This is a genomic window from Rhodococcus sp. MPR-R1B, assembly GCF_058793255.1.
Window position 1 is genome coordinate 41,802 of sequence record NZ_JBXAFO010000021.1, and the last position, 21,510, is coordinate 63,311.

General features: G+C 59.3%; 16 protein-coding genes. 9 read left to right on the top strand and 7 right to left on the bottom strand.

Translation table 11 applies throughout. The features are described from left to right. Positions 1-110: 110 nt before the first annotated feature. A complete protein-coding gene (locus AC1Q61_RS24445; protein ID WP_073513087.1) occupies positions 111-1,142 on the bottom strand; it encodes a helix-turn-helix domain-containing protein in 1,032 nt (343 codons plus the stop codon). A 108-nt stretch (positions 1,143-1,250) separates the two neighbouring features. Here AC1Q61_RS24445 and AC1Q61_RS24450 point away from each other — a divergent pair, with 108 nt between their 5' ends. The 7 genes from AC1Q61_RS24450 to AC1Q61_RS24480 all read left to right on the top strand — a co-directional run bounded on the left by AC1Q61_RS24450 (position 1,251) and on the right by AC1Q61_RS24480 (position 7,973). Beyond that, complete coding sequence (locus tag AC1Q61_RS24450) at positions 1,251-1,571, top strand: 2Fe-2S iron-sulfur cluster-binding protein (RefSeq protein ID WP_073513084.1); 321 nt, start codon at positions 1,251-1,253, stop codon at positions 1,569-1,571. A 24-nt stretch (positions 1,572-1,595) separates the two neighbouring features. Continuing rightward, positions 1,596-2,984: a cytochrome P450 gene (locus tag AC1Q61_RS24455; RefSeq protein ID WP_027498265.1), complete on the top strand. Its 1,389-nt coding sequence runs from the start codon at positions 1,596-1,598 to the stop codon at positions 2,982-2,984. Then, a complete protein-coding gene (locus AC1Q61_RS24460; RefSeq protein WP_073513082.1) occupies positions 2,981-4,189 on the top strand; it encodes an NAD(P)/FAD-dependent oxidoreductase in 1,209 nt (402 codons plus the stop codon). The genes AC1Q61_RS24455 and AC1Q61_RS24460 overlap by 4 nt, the downstream gene beginning before the upstream one ends. A gap of 62 nt (positions 4,190-4,251) precedes the next feature. After that, positions 4,252-5,025 carry a transglutaminase-like domain-containing protein gene (locus AC1Q61_RS24465; protein WP_073513080.1) on the top strand — a complete coding sequence of 258 codons (774 nt, stop codon included), beginning with the start codon at positions 4,252-4,254 and terminating at the stop codon, positions 5,023-5,025. A gap of 369 nt (positions 5,026-5,394) precedes the next feature. Beyond that, positions 5,395-6,231, top strand: a complete 837-nt coding sequence (locus AC1Q61_RS24470) for an SDR family oxidoreductase (protein ID WP_073513170.1) — start codon at positions 5,395-5,397, stop codon at positions 6,229-6,231. A gap of 46 nt (positions 6,232-6,277) precedes the next feature. Continuing rightward, positions 6,278-7,342 carry a BtrH N-terminal domain-containing protein gene (locus AC1Q61_RS24475; protein ID WP_054827593.1) on the top strand — a complete coding sequence of 355 codons (1,065 nt, stop codon included), beginning with the start codon at positions 6,278-6,280 and terminating at the stop codon, positions 7,340-7,342. Between the two features lie 76 nt (positions 7,343-7,418). After that, positions 7,419-7,973, top strand: a complete 555-nt coding sequence (locus AC1Q61_RS24480) for a PaaI family thioesterase (protein ID WP_073513077.1) — start codon at positions 7,419-7,421, stop codon at positions 7,971-7,973. A 15-nt stretch (positions 7,974-7,988) separates the two neighbouring features. Here the strand turns inward: AC1Q61_RS24480 and AC1Q61_RS24485 are convergent, their stop codons facing one another. Continuing rightward, positions 7,989-9,542, bottom strand: a complete 1,554-nt coding sequence (locus tag AC1Q61_RS24485; protein WP_054827582.1) for an MFS transporter — start codon at positions 9,540-9,542, stop codon at positions 7,989-7,991. Positions 9,543-9,666: 124 nt separating this feature from the next. Here AC1Q61_RS24485 and AC1Q61_RS24490 point away from each other — a divergent pair, with 124 nt between their 5' ends. Beyond that, positions 9,667-10,371, top strand: coding sequence for a TetR/AcrR family transcriptional regulator (locus tag AC1Q61_RS24490; protein WP_054827583.1), 705 nt, complete (start codon positions 9,667-9,669; stop codon positions 10,369-10,371). Positions 10,372-10,835: 464 nt separating this feature from the next. Continuing rightward, positions 10,836-11,195: a histone-like nucleoid-structuring protein Lsr2 gene (locus tag AC1Q61_RS24495; RefSeq protein ID WP_125052816.1), complete on the top strand. Its 360-nt coding sequence runs from the start codon at positions 10,836-10,838 to the stop codon at positions 11,193-11,195. Between the two features lie 82 nt (positions 11,196-11,277). Here the strand turns inward: AC1Q61_RS24495 and AC1Q61_RS24500 are convergent, their stop codons facing one another. The 5 genes from AC1Q61_RS24500 to AC1Q61_RS24520 all read right to left on the bottom strand — a co-directional run bounded on the left by AC1Q61_RS24500 (position 11,278) and on the right by AC1Q61_RS24520 (position 21,030). Beyond that, the gene (locus AC1Q61_RS24500; RefSeq protein ID WP_125052819.1) at positions 11,278-11,526 is read right to left on the bottom strand and encodes a hypothetical protein; all 249 of its coding nucleotides are present in this window, start codon (positions 11,524-11,526) and stop codon (positions 11,278-11,280) included. Positions 11,527-11,768: 242 nt separating this feature from the next. Then, a complete protein-coding gene (locus AC1Q61_RS24505; RefSeq protein WP_164490640.1) occupies positions 11,769-13,796 on the bottom strand; it encodes a DUF262 domain-containing protein in 2,028 nt (675 codons plus the stop codon). A gap of 433 nt (positions 13,797-14,229) precedes the next feature. Then, positions 14,230-17,022: a restriction endonuclease gene (locus tag AC1Q61_RS24510; RefSeq protein WP_125052825.1), complete on the bottom strand. Its 2,793-nt coding sequence runs from the start codon at positions 17,020-17,022 to the stop codon at positions 14,230-14,232. Then, complete coding sequence (locus AC1Q61_RS24515) at positions 17,006-18,991, bottom strand: site-specific DNA-methyltransferase (protein WP_125052828.1); 1,986 nt, start codon at positions 18,989-18,991, stop codon at positions 17,006-17,008. The genes AC1Q61_RS24510 and AC1Q61_RS24515 overlap by 17 nt, the downstream gene beginning before the upstream one ends. Positions 18,992-19,470: 479 nt before the next feature. Next, positions 19,471-21,030, bottom strand: a complete 1,560-nt coding sequence (locus AC1Q61_RS24520) for a dsRNA-binding motif domain-containing protein (protein ID WP_125052831.1) — start codon at positions 21,028-21,030, stop codon at positions 19,471-19,473. Positions 21,031-21,510: the final 480 nt, after the last annotated feature.

Genomic DNA, 21,510 nt, shown 5'->3' on the forward strand with positions numbered 1-21,510 from the left:
CTCTTCTTTCTCACGGCAGGGAGGCGGCGACGTCTCCGAACTCTCCGCGATGAAGATCGATCAGTCCGCGGACGAACGGAGGCACCGATCTCGACCCCGTTCTGTGGGATCTACGTCGAATCCGCGTCGTCCGAGAGTGGTGGGTTTCGGAAATCTTTCGGAGAGCGTCCGGTCCAGCGTTTGAAGGCGTGAGAGAAGTTGGCGAGGTCGCTGTATCCGAGTTCAGTAGCGATCTCGCTGACCGAAACCGATCGGTCGAGGAGCCGTAGCATCGCGTGCTCGTACAGCAGCGATTGGCGCACCTTGCTGTAGGTGGTTCCTTCTTCGGCAAGCCGCCGTTTCAACGTGCTGCTCGACATCGACAATGCTTGTGCAACATCATGGTTGGTTCGCTGTCCGAGGTCCTTCTCCAACAGTTGCCTCACCTTCTCCGTAGATGACATGGACCCACTTCGCTGGGCGAGTGTTCGCTGCAGATCAGCGATAGCGAGTCGATATGCGAGAGGGTCCGAGAACCGACAAGCCTTGTTGAGGGTGTCCTCGGGTACGTGGACGAAGGAAATCGGAGCGTCGAAGAATCGGCGATTCGACCCCGGACCTTCGTCGTGGCTCACCACCTCGGCCGGCTCCGGCCAGCTCAGATGGAGTGTCACCGGCGATATGTCACCGGCGAGCATGTCCAGCAGTCGTAGTAACGCCGACCCACCGTAGGTGATGACCAAGCAGTCCAGTGCGGAATCGCCTGTATGCGCAGTGAGCCCGGCGATCAGACCGTAGTCGCCAGTATGGAACTGCGACTTCAACGCCGTGGAGATCAATGGCAGGTATGTCAGGAGATCGACGATCTCGGCGACCGAACCAGCGCTGATCAAAGGTGAACTCAGAGGCCCGAACGATGTCAACTGGGCCTGCTCGGCAAACGCAAATCCGAGTCGAGTGGCCTGGGCAATATCGAGTTCGGGGTAGACCTCCCGAAACCACCGTATCGGTGCCTGAACGTCATGCTGAATGAGCGTCGCTTCACTGGTTCCTTCGCGGTGCATGATCGCACGAAGCCGCGCGGCGGCGTCCGGGTCGAGTGCGCGGCGTTCGAGCAACTGCACGAACGCAAGCGGCGGCACACCCTCGTCGCTCAGCTTCACGGTGACCCCTTTGACCCGAATTCACAAGTTTATGACTCCACCGAACATAGCCGTCACCCGCGTTCGCGACGACACTTTCCTCAATCACGCCGGAAACGAGGAGTTGACATGGCAGCTGTAACTTTCGTCGCCCACGATGGTGAGAAGCACGAGGCGGCTCTGGTCGAAGGTCGATCGCTGATGCAGATTGCAACCGACAATGCTGTGCCGGGGATCGATGGAGACTGTGGGGGGGAAACGGCCTGTGGCACCTGCCATGTGATCGTCGACCCGCAGTGGTCAACAGAGGTGGGTCTGTCCGGCGCCGACGAGGAGGAGATGCTGGCGATGAACCCCGAGCGTGAACCCACTTCTCGGTTGTCGTGCCAGATGGTGGCCTCGCAAGCGTGGGATGGCCTGATCGTTCGAACACCCGAATTCCAACTGTGATGTGCGAAAGGCAGGCACGACAGCATGAAAGTTTCTGAGTCGATCACCGACAAGGTCCAGTCGACCATCCCGATAGGCCTGCAGATCCAGGGCGCTCATCTCTACGACAAGACCCGACGATGGGTGACTGGAACGAATGGCAAGAAGATCTTCGTCGAAAGTCCCATCCCACCGGTCGAGGATGTCGAGCTCGCCGACATCGACCTCAGTAACCCCTTTCTCTACAGACAAGGGCGGTGGCAGTCGTACTTCGAGCGCGTGCGTAACGAGGCCCCGGTTCACTACCAACCCAACAGTCCGTTCGGCCCGTTCTGGTCGGTCACGCGCCACGCCGATATCGTGGCCGTCGACAAGAACCACGCTGTGTTCTCGGCCGAACCGTTCATCGTCATCGGCGTCCCGCCCCGGTTTCTCGATATCGAGATGTTCATCGCGATGGACCCACCACGCCACGACAAGCAGCGCGCTGCCGTCCAAGGGGTCGTCGCACCGAAGAACCTCCGGGAGATGGAGGGACTGATCCGATCGCGCGTACGGGAGGTACTGGACGACCTCCCCTTGAACGAGCCGTTCGACTGGGTGCAGAATGTCTCGATCGAGTTGACAGCTCGGATGCTCGCAACTCTTCTGGATTTCCCCTACGAGCAGCGCCGCAAACTCGTGTACTGGTCTGATCTGGCGACCTCGATGGAGCAAGCCAACGGTGGGCCCTCGGACAACGACGAGGTGTTCGAGGGCATGCGTGACATGGCCCGGGGTCTCAGTGCTCTCTGGCATGACAAGGCAGCCAGGAGGTCTGCAGGGGAAGAGTCCGGTTTCGATCTGATCACCATGTTGCAGAGCAACGAGGACACCAAGGATCTGATCGATCGTCCGATGGAATTTCTGGGCAACCTCGTACTGCTGATCGTCGGTGGCAACGACACGACGCGAAACTCGATGAGCGGTGGCGTTCTTGCGTTGAATCAATTCCCCGACCAGTTCGAGAAATTGAAGGCCAATCCCGATTTGATCCCCAACATGAATTCGGAAATCATCCGATGGCAAACACCCTTGGCGTACATGCGCCGAATCGCCAAAGCCGACACCGTTCTGAACGGACAGTTCATCCGCAAGGGCGACAAACTGGTGATGTGGTACGCCTCGGGTAACCGCGACGAACGCGTTTTCGAGAATCCTGATGATTTCATCATCGATCGCGCCAATGCGCGCAATCACATCGCGTTCGGATTCGGTGTACACCGGTGTATGGGCAATCGACTGGCCGAAATGCAGCTGCGGATTCTGTGGGAGGAGTTGCTTCCCCGCTTCGAGAACATCGAGGTCGTCGGCGACCCCGAGTACGTTCAGTCGAATTTCGTGCGGGGCATCAGCAAGATGATGGTGCGCCTGACGCCTACTTCCAGCGCATGACATCGCAACGGGCGATCATCGTCGGAGCAAGCCATGCTGGGGCACAGCTGGCAGCAAGTTTGCGCCAAGAAGGTTGGACAGGCGACATCGTCCTCATCGGTAACGAGTCTGCCACTCCCTATCAACGCCCCCCGCTGTCGAAGACATACCTGGCGGGCAAATGCGTACTCGACGACATCGCCATTCGCAGCACGGACTTCTACTCCAAGCAAGGTATTCAGCTCCTGAACGCGCAGGTGGAGGCCATCGCTCGATCGGACGGCAACGTCGTTCTCGACACCGGGGAGAAGCTGGCCTACGACAAGCTCGCGCTGTGCACGGGAGCCCGCCCTCGTCGGCTCACCGTTCCCGGGGCCGATCTCCACGGAGTGTACTACCTGCGCACCGCAGCGGACGTCGAGAGGATCCGTATGGCCACCGGCCCTGGTCGGCGGGTGGTGATCGTCGGAGGCGGCTATATCGGACTCGAGACAGCGGCATCGCTGCGCGCACTGGGCTTACAGGTCACCGTCCTCGAGGCAACTGCGCGTGTCCTCGAGCGGGTCACTGCTCCCGAGGTATCGACGTTCTTCGAGCGGATACATCGCGAGCAGGAAGTCGACATCAGAACGAACGCCATGGTCGAGGGCCTGTCCGGTGACCGTGAGGTTCGTGAAGTCAGCTTGGCCAGCGGAGAATCGATCCCCGCAGATCTGGTCATCGTCGGTGTCGGCGTCGAGCCGAACACCGACCTCGCCGCCGATGCGGGTCTTGCCATCGACAACGGCATCGTGATCGACGATCACACTCGGACCAGCGACCCCGACATCATGGCGGCGGGGGACTGCGCGAGCCACGACATGGCCCGTTATGGCCGTCGACTACGGTTGGAGTCCGTCTCGAGCGCAGGAGAGCAGGCCAAAGTCGCTGCCTCGACCGCCTGCGGGAAGTCCAGGAAAATCGAAGCGTTGCCGTGGTTCTGGTCAGATCAATATCACTTCAAGCTGCAGATCGCCGGCCTCAACACCGGATACGACGAAGTGGTTCTCAGCGGTGACCCCACCCGCGACAGTGACTTCAGTTGCTTCTATCTCCAGGCCGGTGAGCTCATTGCCGCCGACTGCATAGGTCGCCCGCGCGAGTTCATGTACAGCAAACGGGTGATCGCCCAGCGACTCCCCGTCCAACGCGCCGACCTGATGCTCGGCGGACTCGCGCGCAACTGACCGATCCTTCGGTCGTTGTGCACACAACAGCAACCGGTTGCTCACAGAAGGAAACATCAGCGATGACCCTGACAGACCGCCCGCCCGGGGCACATACGAAGCAGCCACCACACGCGTACCTGGGAGCAACTGACTTCCTCGACATCGAGCACGACTCCGTGCGGGAGTTCACCGCCGCGGCAATCGGGGATGCGAGCAGCGACCGTGACAAGGCCAGACGCCTCTTCGCCGCCGTCCGCGACCAGATCTGGTACGACCCGTACACCGTGTCGGACGATCCGGCCCACTACCGAGCGAGCTTCGTCCTCGAGACCGGGCGCGCTTACTGCGTCCCGAAAGCGGTGCTCTTGACCGCAGTGTGCCGGGCGGCGGGTATCCCGGCACTGCTCGGCTTCGCCGACGTCCGAAATCACCTGCAGACCGAGGCGTTGCGCGCGCTGATGGGCGGCACCGACCTGTTCGTCTACCACGGCTACAGTCGCCTCTACATCGAGGGCCGGTGGTTGAAGGCCACGCCGGCTTTCAATGTCGAGTTGTGCGCTCGTTTCGGCGTACCGCCAGTGGAATTCGACGGCGATCGCGATGCTCTCATGCATGCCTTCACCGCAGACGGAGCCCAGCACATGGAGTATGTCCGCGAGCGAGGAGTCTTCGACGACCTACCCTTGGACGCGATCTTGACGGTGCTTCGGCACGCCTACGGCCCCACGATCTTCACGGGCGCTCACCTACTCGATGATGTGTTCACCGGCCGCACCCGATCACCGCACCCGGCCGTACGAAACTCCGGGGGATCGAAACCCCGCCGCGGGAGTCTCGATGAACCCAAACGGTGAGAACATACGCCCTGAACCCCGTATCGCGGCCGACTGCCGATCGGTCGGAGCCCTCTCCGCGACAACCGTCGGTCGTGAACACTCGGACTACCTCGGACACCCTCGAATCGGGTGAGCCGATACCTGCTGGCAGAGCTGTGCCTCGTCGGCGTGGCCGTGTTCTGGCCGACACCGGAAGTAACCCGAACTAGACGAGACCCGCTCTTCCTCTGGGGTTGTGGCTGCACGCGATCACCGACCGATCCGAACGCCTCCCCAGGCACGAGACGCCGCGCGATACCCATATCCCTCTTCCGTGTGCGCAGCTACTACCGCGAGAGCGGGCCGAACGGCGTATCCCGATGTCGCATATCTATGCAAGGAGCGCAGATGACGAACAACTCACCTCACACCCCCGCCAGGACGGTGGCGATCACCGGTGGAGCTCGCGGCATCGGGTATCAGACAGCGAAGGAGTTGATTCGACGAGGCCACCGGGTCGCCATCGGCGACATCGACGAGGCACGTGCGAAGGAGGCCGCCGCCGAACTCGGGGTGAAGGTCGTCACCCGACTCGACGTCACCGAACCTGACTCGTTCACAACGTTTCTGGACCTGGTCGAACGTGAACTCGGACCCCTCGACATCCTGATCAACAACGCGGGCATCATGCCTACCGGCCACGCCCACGAAGAGGACGATGCAGTAACCCGGAGGCAAGTCGAGATCAACGTCCTGGGTGTCATCTTCGGGACCAAACTGGCTCTTCAGCGAATGCTGCCGCGCCGCACCGGACACATCATCAACACTGCGTCATTGGCCGGCGAGCTCGCGGTACCTGGCTTGGCGACCTACTGCGCTACCAAGTTCGCAGTCATCGGATTCACAGAGGCCGCACGACTGGAGTACCGCAAGTCAGGGGTTCGACTGTCCACAGTCCGGCCGACGTTCACCAACACCGAACTCGTCGCCGGAACCGCCGGCGCAAAGGGATTACGCAACGCCGAGCCGGAGGAGATCGCCCGCGCGACAGCGGATCTGATCGAGAATCCACGCCCCTTCGTCCGCGTCACCCGTCTCGCAGGCGCAATGGTCGCGGCGGTGAAATTCGTCCCCCGGCGGTTGGCGACCGGACTGGGTGCGGCCCTGAACACAGATTCGGTGTTCCTCGCGGACGTGGACATGGATGCTCGCCGAACGTATCTCGACAGAATCCAGAACAGCTGAGTGTGCCGACACGCGCGCTCGACCATCCACCCGAAAGGCAGTCACAGTGACCCACACGACTCTGATCGAGAACTATCCCCACCGGATGGGAGGGCACTGCGGGTCAGGTGCAATGCGAGACCTTCTCCATTGGCACGGTCTGGGATGGGACGGACCACCCGACGAGGGGTTGGTGTTCGCACTGGGTGGTGATCTCGGTTTGTCCTACCTGCGATCGAACGACCTGGTCCCACCGATGTACTTGGTCGGCCGCGGCGCCGACTTCGAGATCGACTTGCCGCGCAGGCTCGGCGGACAAGTCGAGGTTCTCACGACCGACGATCCCGGTGAGGGATGGTCATGGGTTCGCGACGACATCGATGCGGGACGACCCAGTCTGGTATGGGCCGATATCGCTGAGCTGCCCTACTTACGGGTGAAACTGCAGATGAGTCGCCACGACATCGTGGTGATCGGCTACGACGAGATCGGGGGGACTGCCTCGGTCGTCGACAACGATCGGGCCGACGTGCAGGAGATCCCGCTCGACGCGCTGGCTCGGGCGCGATCTTCCACCTCGTTCCCACAACCGACACGTCACTGCACGTACCGAATCGCATGGCCGCAGACACTGCCGCCCGTGTCGACTGCCGCGGCTGCGGCCTTTGCCCGATCCGCCGCCAGCATGCGCTCCCCATCGACACCGGGAATAGCCGACCACGTACCAGCGGCCAGTGCCGAAGGATTGGCCGCGGTCGACCAGCTGGCAACCGACGTGAGGAGCTGGGTCGACCTTCCGCCCGATGACCTCGAGACGCTGCTGTTCAGTCTCGGTGTCTTCATCGAAAAGGCCGGAACCGGAGGCGGGCTCTTTCGTCGGCTTCTCGCCGACGGCTGTACCGAAATTGCACGTCTGACCGGTGATCCCGCTACCGCAGACCTCGCGGCGGCCGCCGATCACTGCGCCCAGGCCTGGACCGAAACTGCCCGCGCCGGAACACAACGCGGTCTCGATGCACGAACACGCGCAGCTGCGGTGGCCGTGTCGGCTGCCAGACTGCCTGCACTCGAGCTGATCCTGGCGGAGTCCCTGGAGTCTGCTTCACGCTCGCTGTCCGCCATCACGAGATGATGCCCACCGTCGTTCGATGGCGCGCGAAGACGCGACAGACTCGGCACAGTTTTTCTCACGACAGAGAGGTCCGACCATGAAGAGAATTCCGGACGAGGTCAGCGGGTCGGCCGGCCCCACTATCGAGAACTGGGTGCGCTCGTTCTGGGGCACGACTTCCGAGTCGCCTGATTTACCGCCCCACCACCCCGACTGTCTTGGTTGTGGGCCGCAGAACCCGCACGGCCACGCCCTGTCGGTCCAGCGTGACGAGAACGGCGTGGTGGCTCACCATGTGTTCGATCAGCGTCACGTCGGGGCACCCGGGATAGCACACGGCGGCGCGGTGGCGACCGTTCTCGATGATCTGTTCGGCTTCCTGCTCTACACAGTGGGTGAGCTCGCCGTGACGCGGCGTCTCGAGCTCGACTATCTAGCGCCGGTTCTGCTCGGCACTCCCTACGTGTTGCGTGCTGCCGTTCGGTCTCGTGATGGGCGCAAACTGGATCTCACGGCCACGATGGACGATGCGCAGGGCCGCTCGGCCGCCACCGCTACTGCCCTGTTCGTGGTGGTCGAGGTCGAACACTTCATGCAGTCCCAAGCCCGAGCTCAACTCCGGGCCACAGACACGAATCACACCGAAGAATAGACACCCTGGCCGACCTCATCGACGTCCATCACCCGCGGTGGCTGTCGTTCGGCTGCGTCTACCTGGCGCAACGACGGCGAGCACGAGTGCCCCAGCGGCGGTCAGGGCCGCCAACGCCAGTGTCGCCTGACCACTTCCATGTACGAATGCGGCTTTGGCGAACTCGGCCAGCGGCTGGCCAGCTGGTCCTGCGCGGTCGGCGACCTGCAATGCGGCGGCCAGAGAATCGGCCACCGGACCACGGGCTGGCTCGGGTAGCTGGGGCAGAGCCGGCTGGATGTGCTGAACGTAACCGGCCGCGAGCACGCTACCGGCTACCGCAATCCCAATCGCGGCACCGATTTCGCGAGCCGCGTCGTTGACCGCGGCAGCCACCCCGTGCTTGGCCTCTGGAGTGTCCGAGACGATGGCGAAAGTTGCAGGAGCGGTACACAACCCCAAACCCGCGCTCATGATGAGCAGGGGCCACAGCAGGTCAGGGTAAGTCGCCGCGACGGTCAGTCTGCTCACCATCACCAGTCCCGCCGCGATGGTGAGCAGACCTACAGTGGTCATCACCCGCAGCCCGACAATGTTCGACAGCCAGGGTGCAATCACCGAGATCACGATGAGCGGCACGACCATAGGGGTCAACGCCAACGCGGCGGTGAGCGGTCCATAACCAAGAATCAACTGCAGATACTGCACCAACAGCAAGAACACCCCGAAGGTCACCAGAAATTGGATACAGACAGACAGCGCGCCGGCACCGAAACCACGGCGGGCGAACAACCGGACATCGAGTAGGGGTGCCGAGGAACGTAGTTCTACGACGACGAACACCACAACTGCGAACAAGCCCACCGCAGTGCTGATGGCGACGAGCGAATCCGACCAGCCACGGGCCGGAACCTCGATCACAGCGAAGACGATCGCCCCGACTGCCACAACTACGGTCACAGCGCCCACCCAATCGACCGGTGGATGCTCCTGCTGGCGGGACTCCGCGATACTGCATGCCAACCCGGCCAGAACCGCTCCGGCGACGGTCAACCCGACGAACACCGAGGTCCACGACCACTGCTCGAGCAGCACTCCAGCCCCGAGGATGCCCAGGACCGCCCCGGATCCAGCAACCCCGGCCCACACCCCTACAGCGCGACCGCGATGCGCCGGTGGAAATCCCGCGGTCAGTATCGACAGCGTCGAGGGCATGACCAGCGCCGCACCCGCCCCAGCCAACGCGCGAGCAGCGATCAGCCACGCCGGGTCAGCAAGAAACAAGGGCAATGCCGACGCGAAAGCGAACAACGCCAACCCCGCCACGAGCACCCCCCGGCGACCGTAACGATCACCGATCGCACCGGCAGGCAGAACGAAGCACGCCAATACCAACGTATAACCGTCGACTATCCAGGTAAGTTGAGCTTGCGTCGCCCCTGTCGCGACCGCGATCTGTGGCAACGCTGAATACAATGCCGCCATTGCGGCCACCACCAACGCGACCGCCATGCACGACACAATCAACATCCACCACTGGGCGCCGCTCCATCGAGCGACGCCGGCAGAGTCGGATCCACGTTCGTTCATGGCCAGCCTCCCAGTTCGAGACCGGTCGTCTCGGTACGAGACTATTAGTATCATAACTCTGTGGGTGTGACAGAATGGTCATGCGAGGAGATATTTTGTCAGTCAAATGGAGCGGAGCCCGTTCATGGTCGACCCTCTCGTTGCAGCCGAGGGCCCGGCCGATCCCCGGCTGGCGCGCTCACGTAACCGGTTACTCGAAGCTGCCGGTCAGCTGCTGTCCACCGGCGGTGTCGAGGCGGTCACCGTGGAGGCGGTCACCCGCATGTCGAAGGTTGCGCGTGCCACGCTGTACCGACACTTCGGAAGTACCACCGACCTGCTCGCGGCAACCTTCGAGCGACTACTACCCCCAGTCGACACCGATATCGATACCGGTCCGCTACGCGAACGTCTGATTTCGTTGCTCACCACCCAAGCCGACCTCATCGACCAAGCTCCGGTGCAGATGACCACGCTGGCGTGGCTGGCAATGGGACCCGTCAACAGCGGCGACGCCAGTCGGCGCGATCTCGATCCTGGCGCGGTGGTCTCACTTCGGGCACGTGTCATAGAGCAATACCGCAAGTCCCTGGATCAGATCCTGACGGCCCCTGACGCCCGCGATGTGCTCGGCGAGCTCGACACCACCTTCGCCCTCATTCAGCTCCTCGGACCGATAGTGTTCGCTCGCCTTACAGGACTGCGTCACATCCACACCGACGACTGCATCCGCATCGTCGACAACTTTCTCGCCGCCCATGCCACAAGTGTCGGATCGAGCACTTCGCGCGACAATAGTCGTACGTGGCCGGCCACGACGCCAGACCCGCAGTTCAACGAAGGCCAGTAAGGCTTGACGGAAAACCACACCATCACTGCGCTAACCAGTCAGGGATCGCGGCGCTCATCGGATGCAACCTAACGTGGGCATAAGAACTCAGAGTTGCAGGAGACTTCTGAAATCGTGCAGCCGACTTCTGAAACTGACACCCAAAAGTTCACCCATGAGGCAGCAGTGTTCCAGAACTCACCGACAGGCTACATATTGAACCATCGGTTTCGGACACGAGTTTCGGAACGGATCTTCGACCAGCTCACAGAAAATTGCCTTCGACGTTTCAAATACGAGCGTTTATGAAACATGGTTAGGTGACGCCGAAAATCGGACCGATCGACTGACGAGACCGCCTGGGGACGCTCCAGCTCGCGTGCGAGGGGATGATCCGCGGGCGACAGCAGGATGGCCACGATTATTCGATACTTCGGATAACATGAACGCGATATTCATTCGGCATGCAACGAAGAGGAATCCCTGTGGCTGAAATATTCATTCGCCAACTTATCGACGATCTCGACGGGAAACCCATCGACACCGGATTAGGGCACGAGGTCACCTTCTCTTATCAGGGTGCCGATTATCGAATTGATCTTCGGCCCACCAACGCCGACAAGATTGAAGCTGCATTCGCCCCATATATCAAGGTCGCAGAGAAAGTCTCCACTGCCGGCAAATCCCGTGTGAAAACCTCGACTGCGACTAAGCCATCAGGCTCCGGACGCTCAGTCGAACAGTTGAAAGCGATTCGGGACTGGGCTGGCAAGAACGGCTTCGACGTCTCCCCGCGCGGGCGGATCAAAGCTGACATCATCGATGCTTTCGACGCCGCGCACTGAGCCTTGAGGACAGTGTCGACTCTCACTGGCATCTGCGAGTAGCGCACTGCTACTCGTAATTCTGGCCCGTGAGACGGACGGATCAAGCGAGCTCGAGATCACCCTCGGCGGCGAAGACCAAACGCCCGTCGTCGAGGGCGATCGCCCACCGCAGCACCGGTGCCCAATCCCGACCCAGGTCAGTGTGGTCGATGACAGTGTCGGCGAAGTCCTCGACCACGACACCTACCTGCGGCTCGGTATGGCTGGACTGTGATCCGGAGGTCCGGATCACAGTGACCCGGGAGCCGACGGCGATGGGATTGATGGAGTGAGCGTCAGAATCGTGCATAGGCCTGATTGTGGCAGAGGAACCCCTACGTCACCTCCTCGCCCAGCGATCGCTGGTGTTCCAAATACGGTCGTTTATGAAACATGTGTCGGACGGTTCGAAAATCGGGACCGATCGAGTGCAGGGGTCGAGAGTTGTTCCGGGGAGGACCGGAATGTGGTCATTAAATGTGGGCACTTCGGGCATGCACTGCCGGTCCTGTCGGACGCCTCCATTGGTTATGACGAACTCCCGACTCGGCGTCAGTCGGCGGACTTTCGTGCGCCACGCACCCCGGTCTCATTTTTAGCAGGCCGGACGCCAGTCACGGTACAGCTTCCGGATGTAGGGAATAGCCGAGCGCTAATAGCACCAGCTGAAGGGTTTGTGGGATTGTCTACACCGTATCCGGTGCTCCTGTGATTCCTTATCTCCTGAATCGTCAGAAAATCTCCTAACCTTTTGTCTTCAAAAGCGGATTGTATGTGAGATGCGATATCTCCTCTTTTGCTATTTGAATCTTTAAGGAGGTCTCGGGAGGTGAAGATATTTTCATGATCGTACTCTTCGACTCCAAGTAGATTCCTCAGGCGTTCGCGCAATTCGGTACGGCGATTCTCGTAGAAATTTAAGAAATCTCTTTCGTCGGCCCCGATATTATGGAGATCGTTCGCGTCGGCGTATCGTTGCCTTGCTTGGTCATTGGCGAAGGATATGCTCATCCACTGAGAAGGAAGCATGGCGCGCTTATTGATATTTTCTGCACCATCAAGAAGTTGAAGATTTGGCAGTCTGTCGACGAGCTTTGCCCCTATTTCTGCATCTTCTTTGGATAATCCAGCTTTTCGAAGTTTGGCAGGGGTGAACAGGCTCTTCGGATAGACGTGGTCCATATGAACGCCATTTCGTGTATTCACGCCGGGATAAAGAAGTGAAAGTACGGGAAAAGATTTTGCGCCATATTTGGTGTCGAGGAGATCTTCTAGTTGTTCGGGTCCGAAGGCGAGTTGCTTTCCTTGTCGCGCCATTTCACGTTCCAGTGCCAGGCGAGGGAAACCGTTATGTGACTCCGTCTCCAGAACTGTGCGTAGTCCACTGATCAGTGTGTCGAGTCCACTGCCCCATACTCCGGATTGTATGAGTGATCGAATGATCCAGAGTCGGAGTTGCTCGCGGTCGTCAGCGTGCTCTTTCGATGACAGATATGAGTCATCGAGTCCACGTACGTGCAGGTAAAACACTACTGGAATGAGGATATTCGAAGCCGAGAGCGTGGCTGAGTGGAAACCGAAGTGAGCGAGCGTAGTTACTCCGAGGCGCAAGGCTGACTCGATCCCATCCCACTGGGCTTCCATCGCCTGCATCGTGTCCCTGTCGAAGTTTGACACGTTGAATCGGATATCACGTTTACCGAGTAGTACCAGGCCGGTCTTGAGTATGGTGTTCTTATCGAATGAAAATCCTTGACCGGTGTCGTTCAAATCGTCGACAAGATCATGGATTACCGCTCGGGCGTCACGTTCTTTCCACTGTGAGGTGGCGATACTGAGTAGCAAATCGCTGAAGGAAAGTGGTACTGCGCCACTGTTCACTCTCACGAATATTTTCAGAACCTTTTCCAGGTCTTGTTCAGGTTCTTCGTAGTAGTTTATGGTGAGATCTTTATGCACTATATCGAACAGTCGAACCAGGTGATTCATTGATTCTGCTGGGAGGCCGGAACTGGTAATGTAGTGGACGGCACCCATGGTGTCTTTGAAGTCCAGAACTTTTGAAATTTCGAACCAGTGTTGCTCGGTAGTTTGAGATATTTCAGGGCGGGTTTTGAAGGCGAACCGGTAAGCAAGATCTAGCTCTGAATCGTCGATTTCCGAGAGTAAATCCAGACATAAAAATTTTTCAGGGTATGCCGACGGATTTTCTGCACGAAGTCTGGGAAGCTTGTCGGCATGAGAGCCGCGCAGACCAATATTTAGCGATGACAAACGTTGTTGGCCATCAAGGATTGCAGTGATTGGTTTCGCTCGATCTACTTCGAGTACATCGCAGTGCGGATGATTTTTGCGGTGGTATGTGCGCATGAAGTCATAGAACGTGAGTGTGCCGATTGTCTCGGGTTCAACTTGCCAGAAAAGGAAGGAACCAATCGGATATCCGCGCATAAGGCTGTCGAAAAGCTGACAAATGCGATCCGTTCCCCACACGAACTCTCGCTGGATAGCGGGAAGGACGAAGTCGTGTTTGCGTATCTTGCCGATGGCGTCGTTGATGGTGATCGTCTTGAATGGCACGGTGTCTTCTCCTGTGTCGGTACGTGTCCGGGCTAGTGCCCTTTCCTGTGCCTCCGAAATTTCATGCGACTGCGAGATGCGTTCGAACTGGGTATCGACAGTGCCCCGAGTTGAAAGGCCTCGCAGGTTTGTCTGTGAGAAGAATATAGAGTCCGCTATCTGTGAGGGTCTCAGGCCCATATTTGTTGAAAAATGAAGACCAGTGATCCCTAACGAGGAGGATCGACCACGACGATGGAGTGCCGGTCGTGGTCGATCCCCGCTGCCGGACGCTATTCCTGGCACTCGATCAGCGTTCGTAGGTGCACCGCGTACGACTTCTCAGGCTCTTCAGGATCAGAAGATCCTGACCTTTGCTACACAGGACGGTACATGCGTCTTCGGCGGCGGCGAATTGGCGAAAGTTTCAATTCGTATTTCGGACAGGTGCAACTCAGGTGCCGCTCTGGTCGATTTTTGACGGAGGGCGGATACCGTGGAGGTCATCTGTGTGCCTGTAGTCGACCGGGCCCTCCGGCGCGGCGGCGAAGTGCTTCTGGGCAAAGCGGATTCGCATTGCTTCGTTCCAGTCGAGGTCATCGAGGTTGAGCGTGTCCTTGGTTTCCCGCACGAGGTAAAGCCGCTGTACCCCATCCTCGTCGTACACGATCGCCCAGTCTGGCGAATAATCACCGACAGGAGTTCGAACGCGGAACCGTCGGGGGAGTTTAGTGAACAGCTTGACGTGCTCACTGTCGTTCTCCAACAATCCGGAAAAATTCCGCTCGACATGGCTGTCATAGATGGTGTGATCGAAGAGGTTCGAGCCGCCGGCGGGAGCGGCAATGACGCCGTAGCTTGGGTCGATATCAACAGTTGAAGCGGGCGGGTTCGTCGTCTCGGCTTCGACGAACACCACCTCGGCATCCCACCAATCTTCCTCAGGAACTGGTTCATAGCCAATATGCTTGACCATTTCCTCGATGGTGACGGTGCGGATTGCCACTGCGACCAGACGCGCCCAACGCTCTGGATCGTCGATTGCCCGTCGCTGAACCTTGAATGGCAGCGCTGCCAGAATGCTGCAGACCGTCGGGCGGGTGAGCTGAAGCGGATACTTGGTCGCCAGTAGCTGATCTTCAACCAGCCGCACTAGGTCCGGAAGTCGGTGCCCGACAATCGTCAGCAATTCGCCCTTGTCCTGTGAGACGACTGCGTCACTGGTGATCGCCTTTCCTGCATCGTCGTAGACGAGATCAGCAGCCTGTACGACATTGGCGCGACGCGCAAGATCTGCGATGGGCTCTAGGTGCTCGGAGCGCGCGATGGCGTCAGGCAAGACGGAAGGATCGAGCGCCACCCGATAGCGTGCCTTGTAGCGGATACGTCTCCACAACTGAGCGAATTCGGAGCTTGCGAACTTGTCGTTGCGTCGACGTACGATGACTTCTTGATCTGCATCGTCAGGCTCAGGGCCGCCACCGTCGCCATTTCCACCTGATGCGACGTACTCCTGGTTGAGGCCATCGCGGAACTCTGCGAAAGACTCATCGACAACGAGCGTCAACCGACACGTGGCAGGATCCGCGACCCGGCGCCCGGATACATCAACAGGCAGACGCAGTCCACGTCCGATCTGCTGTCGTCGCTCAAGATCAGACCGTGTGTGCCGTAGAAAGCCGACTTGGAAGACGTTCGGATTGTCCCAACCTTCCTTCAAAGCCGAGTGCGAGAAGATGAAAGCACGAGGATTGTCCTTGGTCAGGATCAGTTCCTTGTTGGCGATGATCTCCTCATACGCCCGTGCCTCAAACTCGGCATCGGAAGCGTTGCCCTTGGTGTCCTTGTAGATTCCGGTCTTTGTCGAGGGAAAGTAGTGGACACGCAGGGTCTCGGGGTCAGGGCAATTGTCTTCGGGGCGTCCCGCCCACGCCCATTCCTCTCTGAACAGAGCGTCGAACATGGCCGGCACGATTGGGTCAGGCTGCTTGGCGACTGGCACGTAGTCGGCGACGTGCTCGACGAAGAACAAGGAAAGAACCTTGACCTCACGTCCAGTTGCGTCGATCTGCGCCTCACGCGCAAGATGCTGACGAATCGTGTGCCGGATCTGGTCTCGCCATATGGCCGTCCGGTCGACCCCGATCTCCTGACCAGTACGGAGTTCCCGCCCGCCCTCGAAGAAGATCCGATCGGGTTTGCGTTCGAAGCGGTCGACGACCATGCCCTGGTACACGTTGCGGCCGCCGGACTCTTCGAAGAGGTCGCTGCCATTTTGCAGTACTACGTCGACGCGTTTGAAGCCGTCTTTCGTTGCTTGCTCGATCACGACATCGGCCATGATGCGCTTACGTACGCTGCGCAGCTTCTTGACCATCAGGTAGGGCTTATCAGTGTCGCCCGCAACGATCCCTTTGACGGATACTCGCTTGACGAGACCAGCTTCGCTCGCCGCTTTCGGTCCGAGGCGATGGACGAGGTTGAAGACTTCTCTGTGGGTTGCGCTGTAGCGCAACGCCGCAAGCGGATTGAGCGTGGCAATTGCGCGGCGGCGCAGATCGGTCGTCATGTTTTGCGGTTCGTCGATGATGACGACAGGTCGGGCAGCTGCGATGCTGGCGATGTCGCTCATGGAATCGCTCCACAGCTGCGGCTGTTCGGCTTGCTGATAGACCGAATTGGTATCCGGCTTGTCGATTGCCTGGACGCTGGCGATGATGAACTGCACTGTGCCGGACGGCTCAGTAAAGTCATCCAGCGCAGGGCCTTCGCCCAGAACTCCCCACCGGTACTTGACCGATGGAAATTTTGCCCCGAAGTGCTCTGCCGTCTGCTCAAATGTCTTTACGGCACCGGCACGAATGGCGACTGAGTGGACGAGTATGACGAACTTTCTCAGGCCATAGAGTTCAGCCAACCGGAGTGCAGTCGCAATGTAGACATAAGTTTTTCCTGTGCCGGTCTCCATCTCGACGGAAAAGTTCGGAAACGAACGTTCCTGCCCCCGAAGGTCATCGACCTCGAGCAGCGCCAATGATGTTTGCTTGTCGACCTTCTCGCGTTCGGTGATCGCGGCTAGATTGTCTGCCAACAACTCAGGGTCAACGGTGAAGCCCGCATGGCTGGCGCTCCCCGGTGCCTGTCCGACGAGAGTGTCGGCCGGTGGACGAAGCGCCCCCTCAAACAGATCAGTGACCGCTGCTATGGCTGCCGCTTGGTGCGGCTGATCTTCAAAGCGAAACTTCACGCGGCACCCGCTCCAATAGCACCAGCTTCGACTGCAGGCGAGGAGCCAGCGTCAGGGTTGTGGCATCACCTACCTTGTCTCCGCGAAGAATAAGGGTGTCCGAATCGGTCAACTTCAGCGCATCAGCGGTGGTCAGATCAAACGCCTCAAGGCTGACAAAAAGTCTTCCGCCATCCGCCGAGATTCCTGCGGCAGGTGTGAACTCATACACGGTCACGCCATCCAGATCGTGAGTACTGACTCGAGCATCCAGCTGCGTGCCGGTTGCTTTGAGCACAACCTCCCAGACGACGGCCAGCGGATCGGCACCTTTCACCACGGGCTCACCGCTAACGCGCATCAAAGATGCCTGGACGTACTGGTCACCGGTCATGCCCTCAGAAACCGTAATTGGCGCTTCGACAATGAGATTTGTCGGGCGAGTGCGGAAGATGCGGAAGCCGAGGTTGGGAGCGTCAAGGGTCGACTCTTGCAGTAACGAAGCTGCGCGGCGCAGGCGCTCAGCAGTAATCTCGAAGATCGTCGAGTACCCGGCTGCGACCGCATTCTCGCCGAATTCTTGTGACTCATCCGGCGCCTCTGGGATCTGAACCAGAAGCCACTTGCGCTTACCCCCATCTGTACGGTTCTGCGTCCAGACAGCTTGACCCGTTGAGCCGGATCCTGCAAAGAAGTCAACGATGAGGTCGCCATCGTCTGTGATTGCGTGAATGAGGCGCGCAAGGACGTCGACGTCCTTTGGATAGTCGAAGACTTCAGCCCCCATCATCGACTTGAGTGCCTTAGAGGCCGCACGCCGATCTTTATAGAAGACAGAGGTGGGGGCCCACTCTTCGTGTTCGTGAAGATAAGACTTCAATTGGAGTCGACCATCCTCTTTTTGCGGATAAGCGATCCGGTCGTCGTCGGCTAATGCTTCCAAGCTCTCACGACTGTAAGCCCAACCGTTGGCATGCGGTTCGTACCCCCGAAAATTGAACTTCAAGGTTGGTCTCGGATTTGGGCTCCTCAGATCTGACGGGAAGTAGACACCTCGTTGATCGATAACTCGGTAATGTTTGTGGGCTTTCGATGGCGCTTCAGTTGGGAGAGACTTGTACCAATCCTGCAATGACTTGCTGGCGGCTGCATAGTCCGTTCCATGTAGCTGGCGGAGTTCTGTGACTTTTGCATAAATTTCATCGAGTCCGTTTTTGCGCTCGCGCCATCTGGAATCCTGATTTTTCAGGTATGTAAGGTCACGTGCATACGCAATGACATAGTCGTGTCCGACAGAAATTCGACGGGCATCATTTTTTCGCCCCCCGTTCCAAACGAAGTTTCCTATGAAATTTTCGGCTCCGAACACTGCATCGAGAAGTAATCGTAGGTGGTGCATCTCGTTGTCGTCGATAGACAGGAGAATGACGCCATCCCGACGGAGCAGATGCCGCGCGACCGCGAGCCGCGGGAACATCATAGTCAACCACGGCGCATGCTTGCGCCCGGCATTCTCGATCTTGCTGGTTGTCGCGTTGCCCTGATCGTCGAGCTGGCCTGTTGCGGTTAGGTACTCGCTCTCGGGGATCGCGAAATCATCGTTGTAGGTAAAAGTCTCGCCTGTGTTGTAAGGCGGATCGATGTAGATCAGCTTGGTCTGGCCGTTGTAGCCGCTCTTTAGCAGCTTGAGTACCTGGAGATTGTCACCCTCAATCAAGACGTCACGGGCATCGTCCCAGTTGAGTGATGCCGCGGGATCAGGAGTGAGCGTGGCCGTGGTCGACGCACGTGCGTCGGTCCGCGCCTGTTCGATGCCTGGCCAGCTAAATGTGAAAGCCGCCTTCGCATCACCTTCGACGCCTAGATTCGCGAGGAGCGCTGTCACATCTAAGTCACCGTCAGGGAATGCACCCGGTACCAACGCGCGGAGCTGCAACAGCAACTCCTCCTGTGGATCCTGCGTCGCCCCAGGTATTTGTCCAACCGACATCAGTTAACTTGTCCTTCCTCGTGCCACACAGCAACAATCCGATCGGAGCCACTCCATGCGACGACTTGCTCATGGAGCTTATCGGCTGGCTCCGACAAATCACGGATGTGGTGCTCCGGCAAGATCTCGACGTTCGACATGTTGACGACAGCCTTCGACTTGTCCGCAAACAGATCCTGAGAATTTCCGAAACATGGCCTCGGCCACCCGAATTCTCTGCGGCGTTCACGAAGGTTCTCGCGATTCTTTGAGCGCGGGGAACCATCTGTTCGATCACACTCAGGAATGCAAACATCACTGCCGGACGGTGGAACCGGCGCGGCACGGCAGGAAGGCCCGTGGTGTGAGCCATGTCTTGACCCCGAAATCGGTCCTTCGGCTCCGGATCAGCGCGCCCGATCCAGCTCCGTCACCTACCGTGAAAAATCGAGGCTTGTGCCGCCACCTGAAATGAAAGGCCCTTTCGAGGTGAGAGGCGTCTACTCCTTTACCTCTTCGTGAACTGCGCGTAGCCGCGAAACGAGCGAAAGTTCGGACGCTGCCAGTTCCTCCAGCAGTTCCTCCAGTTGCGTCGACGTTGGGTCTGTTGTGGTTGCCAACACGCGTTCGGCCACTGAAAGGAAGTCAGTCAAGGCGTGCCGAATGCGTTCGAGCCATGGGTCGTGTAATGCTCGTTGAACTGCGTCAAGACCGGCGCGAGATACTGGGTCGGTCACGGTGGGCATATTCGGAAACGTGACTGACACGGCCTGAGAGTCATGGACCCAGTTAGCGCCGCCGACAACACTTTCGACGACTTCGGTAACTGGCTCGAATGCGTCGGACAGCTCGGCGCCAGGGAGGCGCACGGTCAATGTCTGCCCCGTTGTATCGGTGCTGCGCTCACTCTCGAGCGTCATGCCAGATGCGGTGGCAATGACTTGAGCTTGTAGCGCAACGTATTCCAAGACAGCGTTGACGGGATTTGAGTTCTGCATTGCAGCCAAAAGCTCTTCGAGCAGTGCCAGCCGACCGGCGCCTTGTCCTGCCCACCAGCGGCGGATGCGTTCGGCGGACTCTGGATCGGGGGAGGCAGACTCCGGATCGGAGGAGCTTGTACCGCGGGAAGGGGTGTGTTCGATGACCCAGTGGCGTACAGCTTCCCGTCGTTGCTGCGTGAGCACCACCTCGTAGTACTGGGCGAGGCGCGTGGCGACCGCGGAACCGGAGCTGGGCAGCAACTGCGATCTCAAAACTGACCAACGTAGGTATCCGTCGTATGCCCCAGCAGCGAGCAGATCAACGCCGAGCCGGCCAATCGCAAGTTCTTTGCGAACGTTGATCTCGAGTGGATCGACGGCGCGGAGTTCAGCCAGCAGCATCCCGCGCAGAAGCACATGGCCGTCAGCAGCTTCGGCACTTGCACGGGCAGCGGAGTCCTGACCGGCCAAGTAATCGAGTACGTCAGCTGCTGCTTCTTGCTTCGCTGGCGTCTGTGCGCTGTGCCACTGACTGTGCCAGCGAGGTCGCCCGTCCATCTCGAAGATGATTGTTGCCCGGTGCTCAGCGTGATGGTCGGGGCCGCGCCGCTCGAAGTCGACGAGGTATGTGGTCTGTAGGCGGGCGCAGTACTCCTGCAGTTGAGTTACAGGGTCACGAGCGGGAGTGAAAGATCGAATCCATTGTGCGAACGTCAGCGGCTGACGCTCCATGAGCAAGTCCCCATTGGCACGCCATGCAGCTGCGGCGATGGCCTGGGTGACGTCTTCCTTGAGGTCGGGGCTGAGGGCCGTCCCGCTCGAGCGGAGAACGCCAGATGCGACTGGCATCAGCTCGAAGAGTTCGACCACTACATCGCGGGGGACATTGGGTGAGGCAACTGCAGACGTTGGAATCTGGAAAGAAGCATTGAGCGTTTGAAGTGCATATTGGTGTCGCACCAAATTGGTCAGGACCTCGGAACCTTCGGCAGCGAGGGTTCCGTAGTCGCTTTGGTTGGCTTCGGTTACCAGGGCACGATTCTCGTAGGCCCAGGAGCTGTGGGTCAAAGCCTGGCTCATCAGACCGGGATCGGCGACCTCGAATGCCTGTTGTGTCCACCCACATGCGGATACGTGTAGTGGGAGGTTCGCTCGGTATAGCTGGGGCCTGAGGGGGGTCTTTGTGCTGGTAGGAGCCTTGGGAAGTGCCCGGGGCATGAATTGGAGAACATACGAGCGTGAGGCCGCTCGAGTAGCAGCTTTCGCGGAGCCGGCCGAAGCTGATGCAGCGTAGCCGTTGGCTTCTACCGTGACAGTGAACAGCCTGTCATGGGGTGGCCCTGATTCCGTTCGTGTGAACTGAGGTTCCCGTTTCAAATGAGAGGCCAACAAGGTTCGCCAGTCCGGCTCTGGAGCGCTCGGTTCGAAAGACACCAATTCGAGAAGTCGATCCGCCGCCGTCTGGGATGCGGTGACCAGAGACAAAGCACCGAGGATCTGCATGGCTACCGTTTCGGGAGCTCGGCTCTTGCTGCCCGCAGTCAGAAGGTCGGCCTCGCC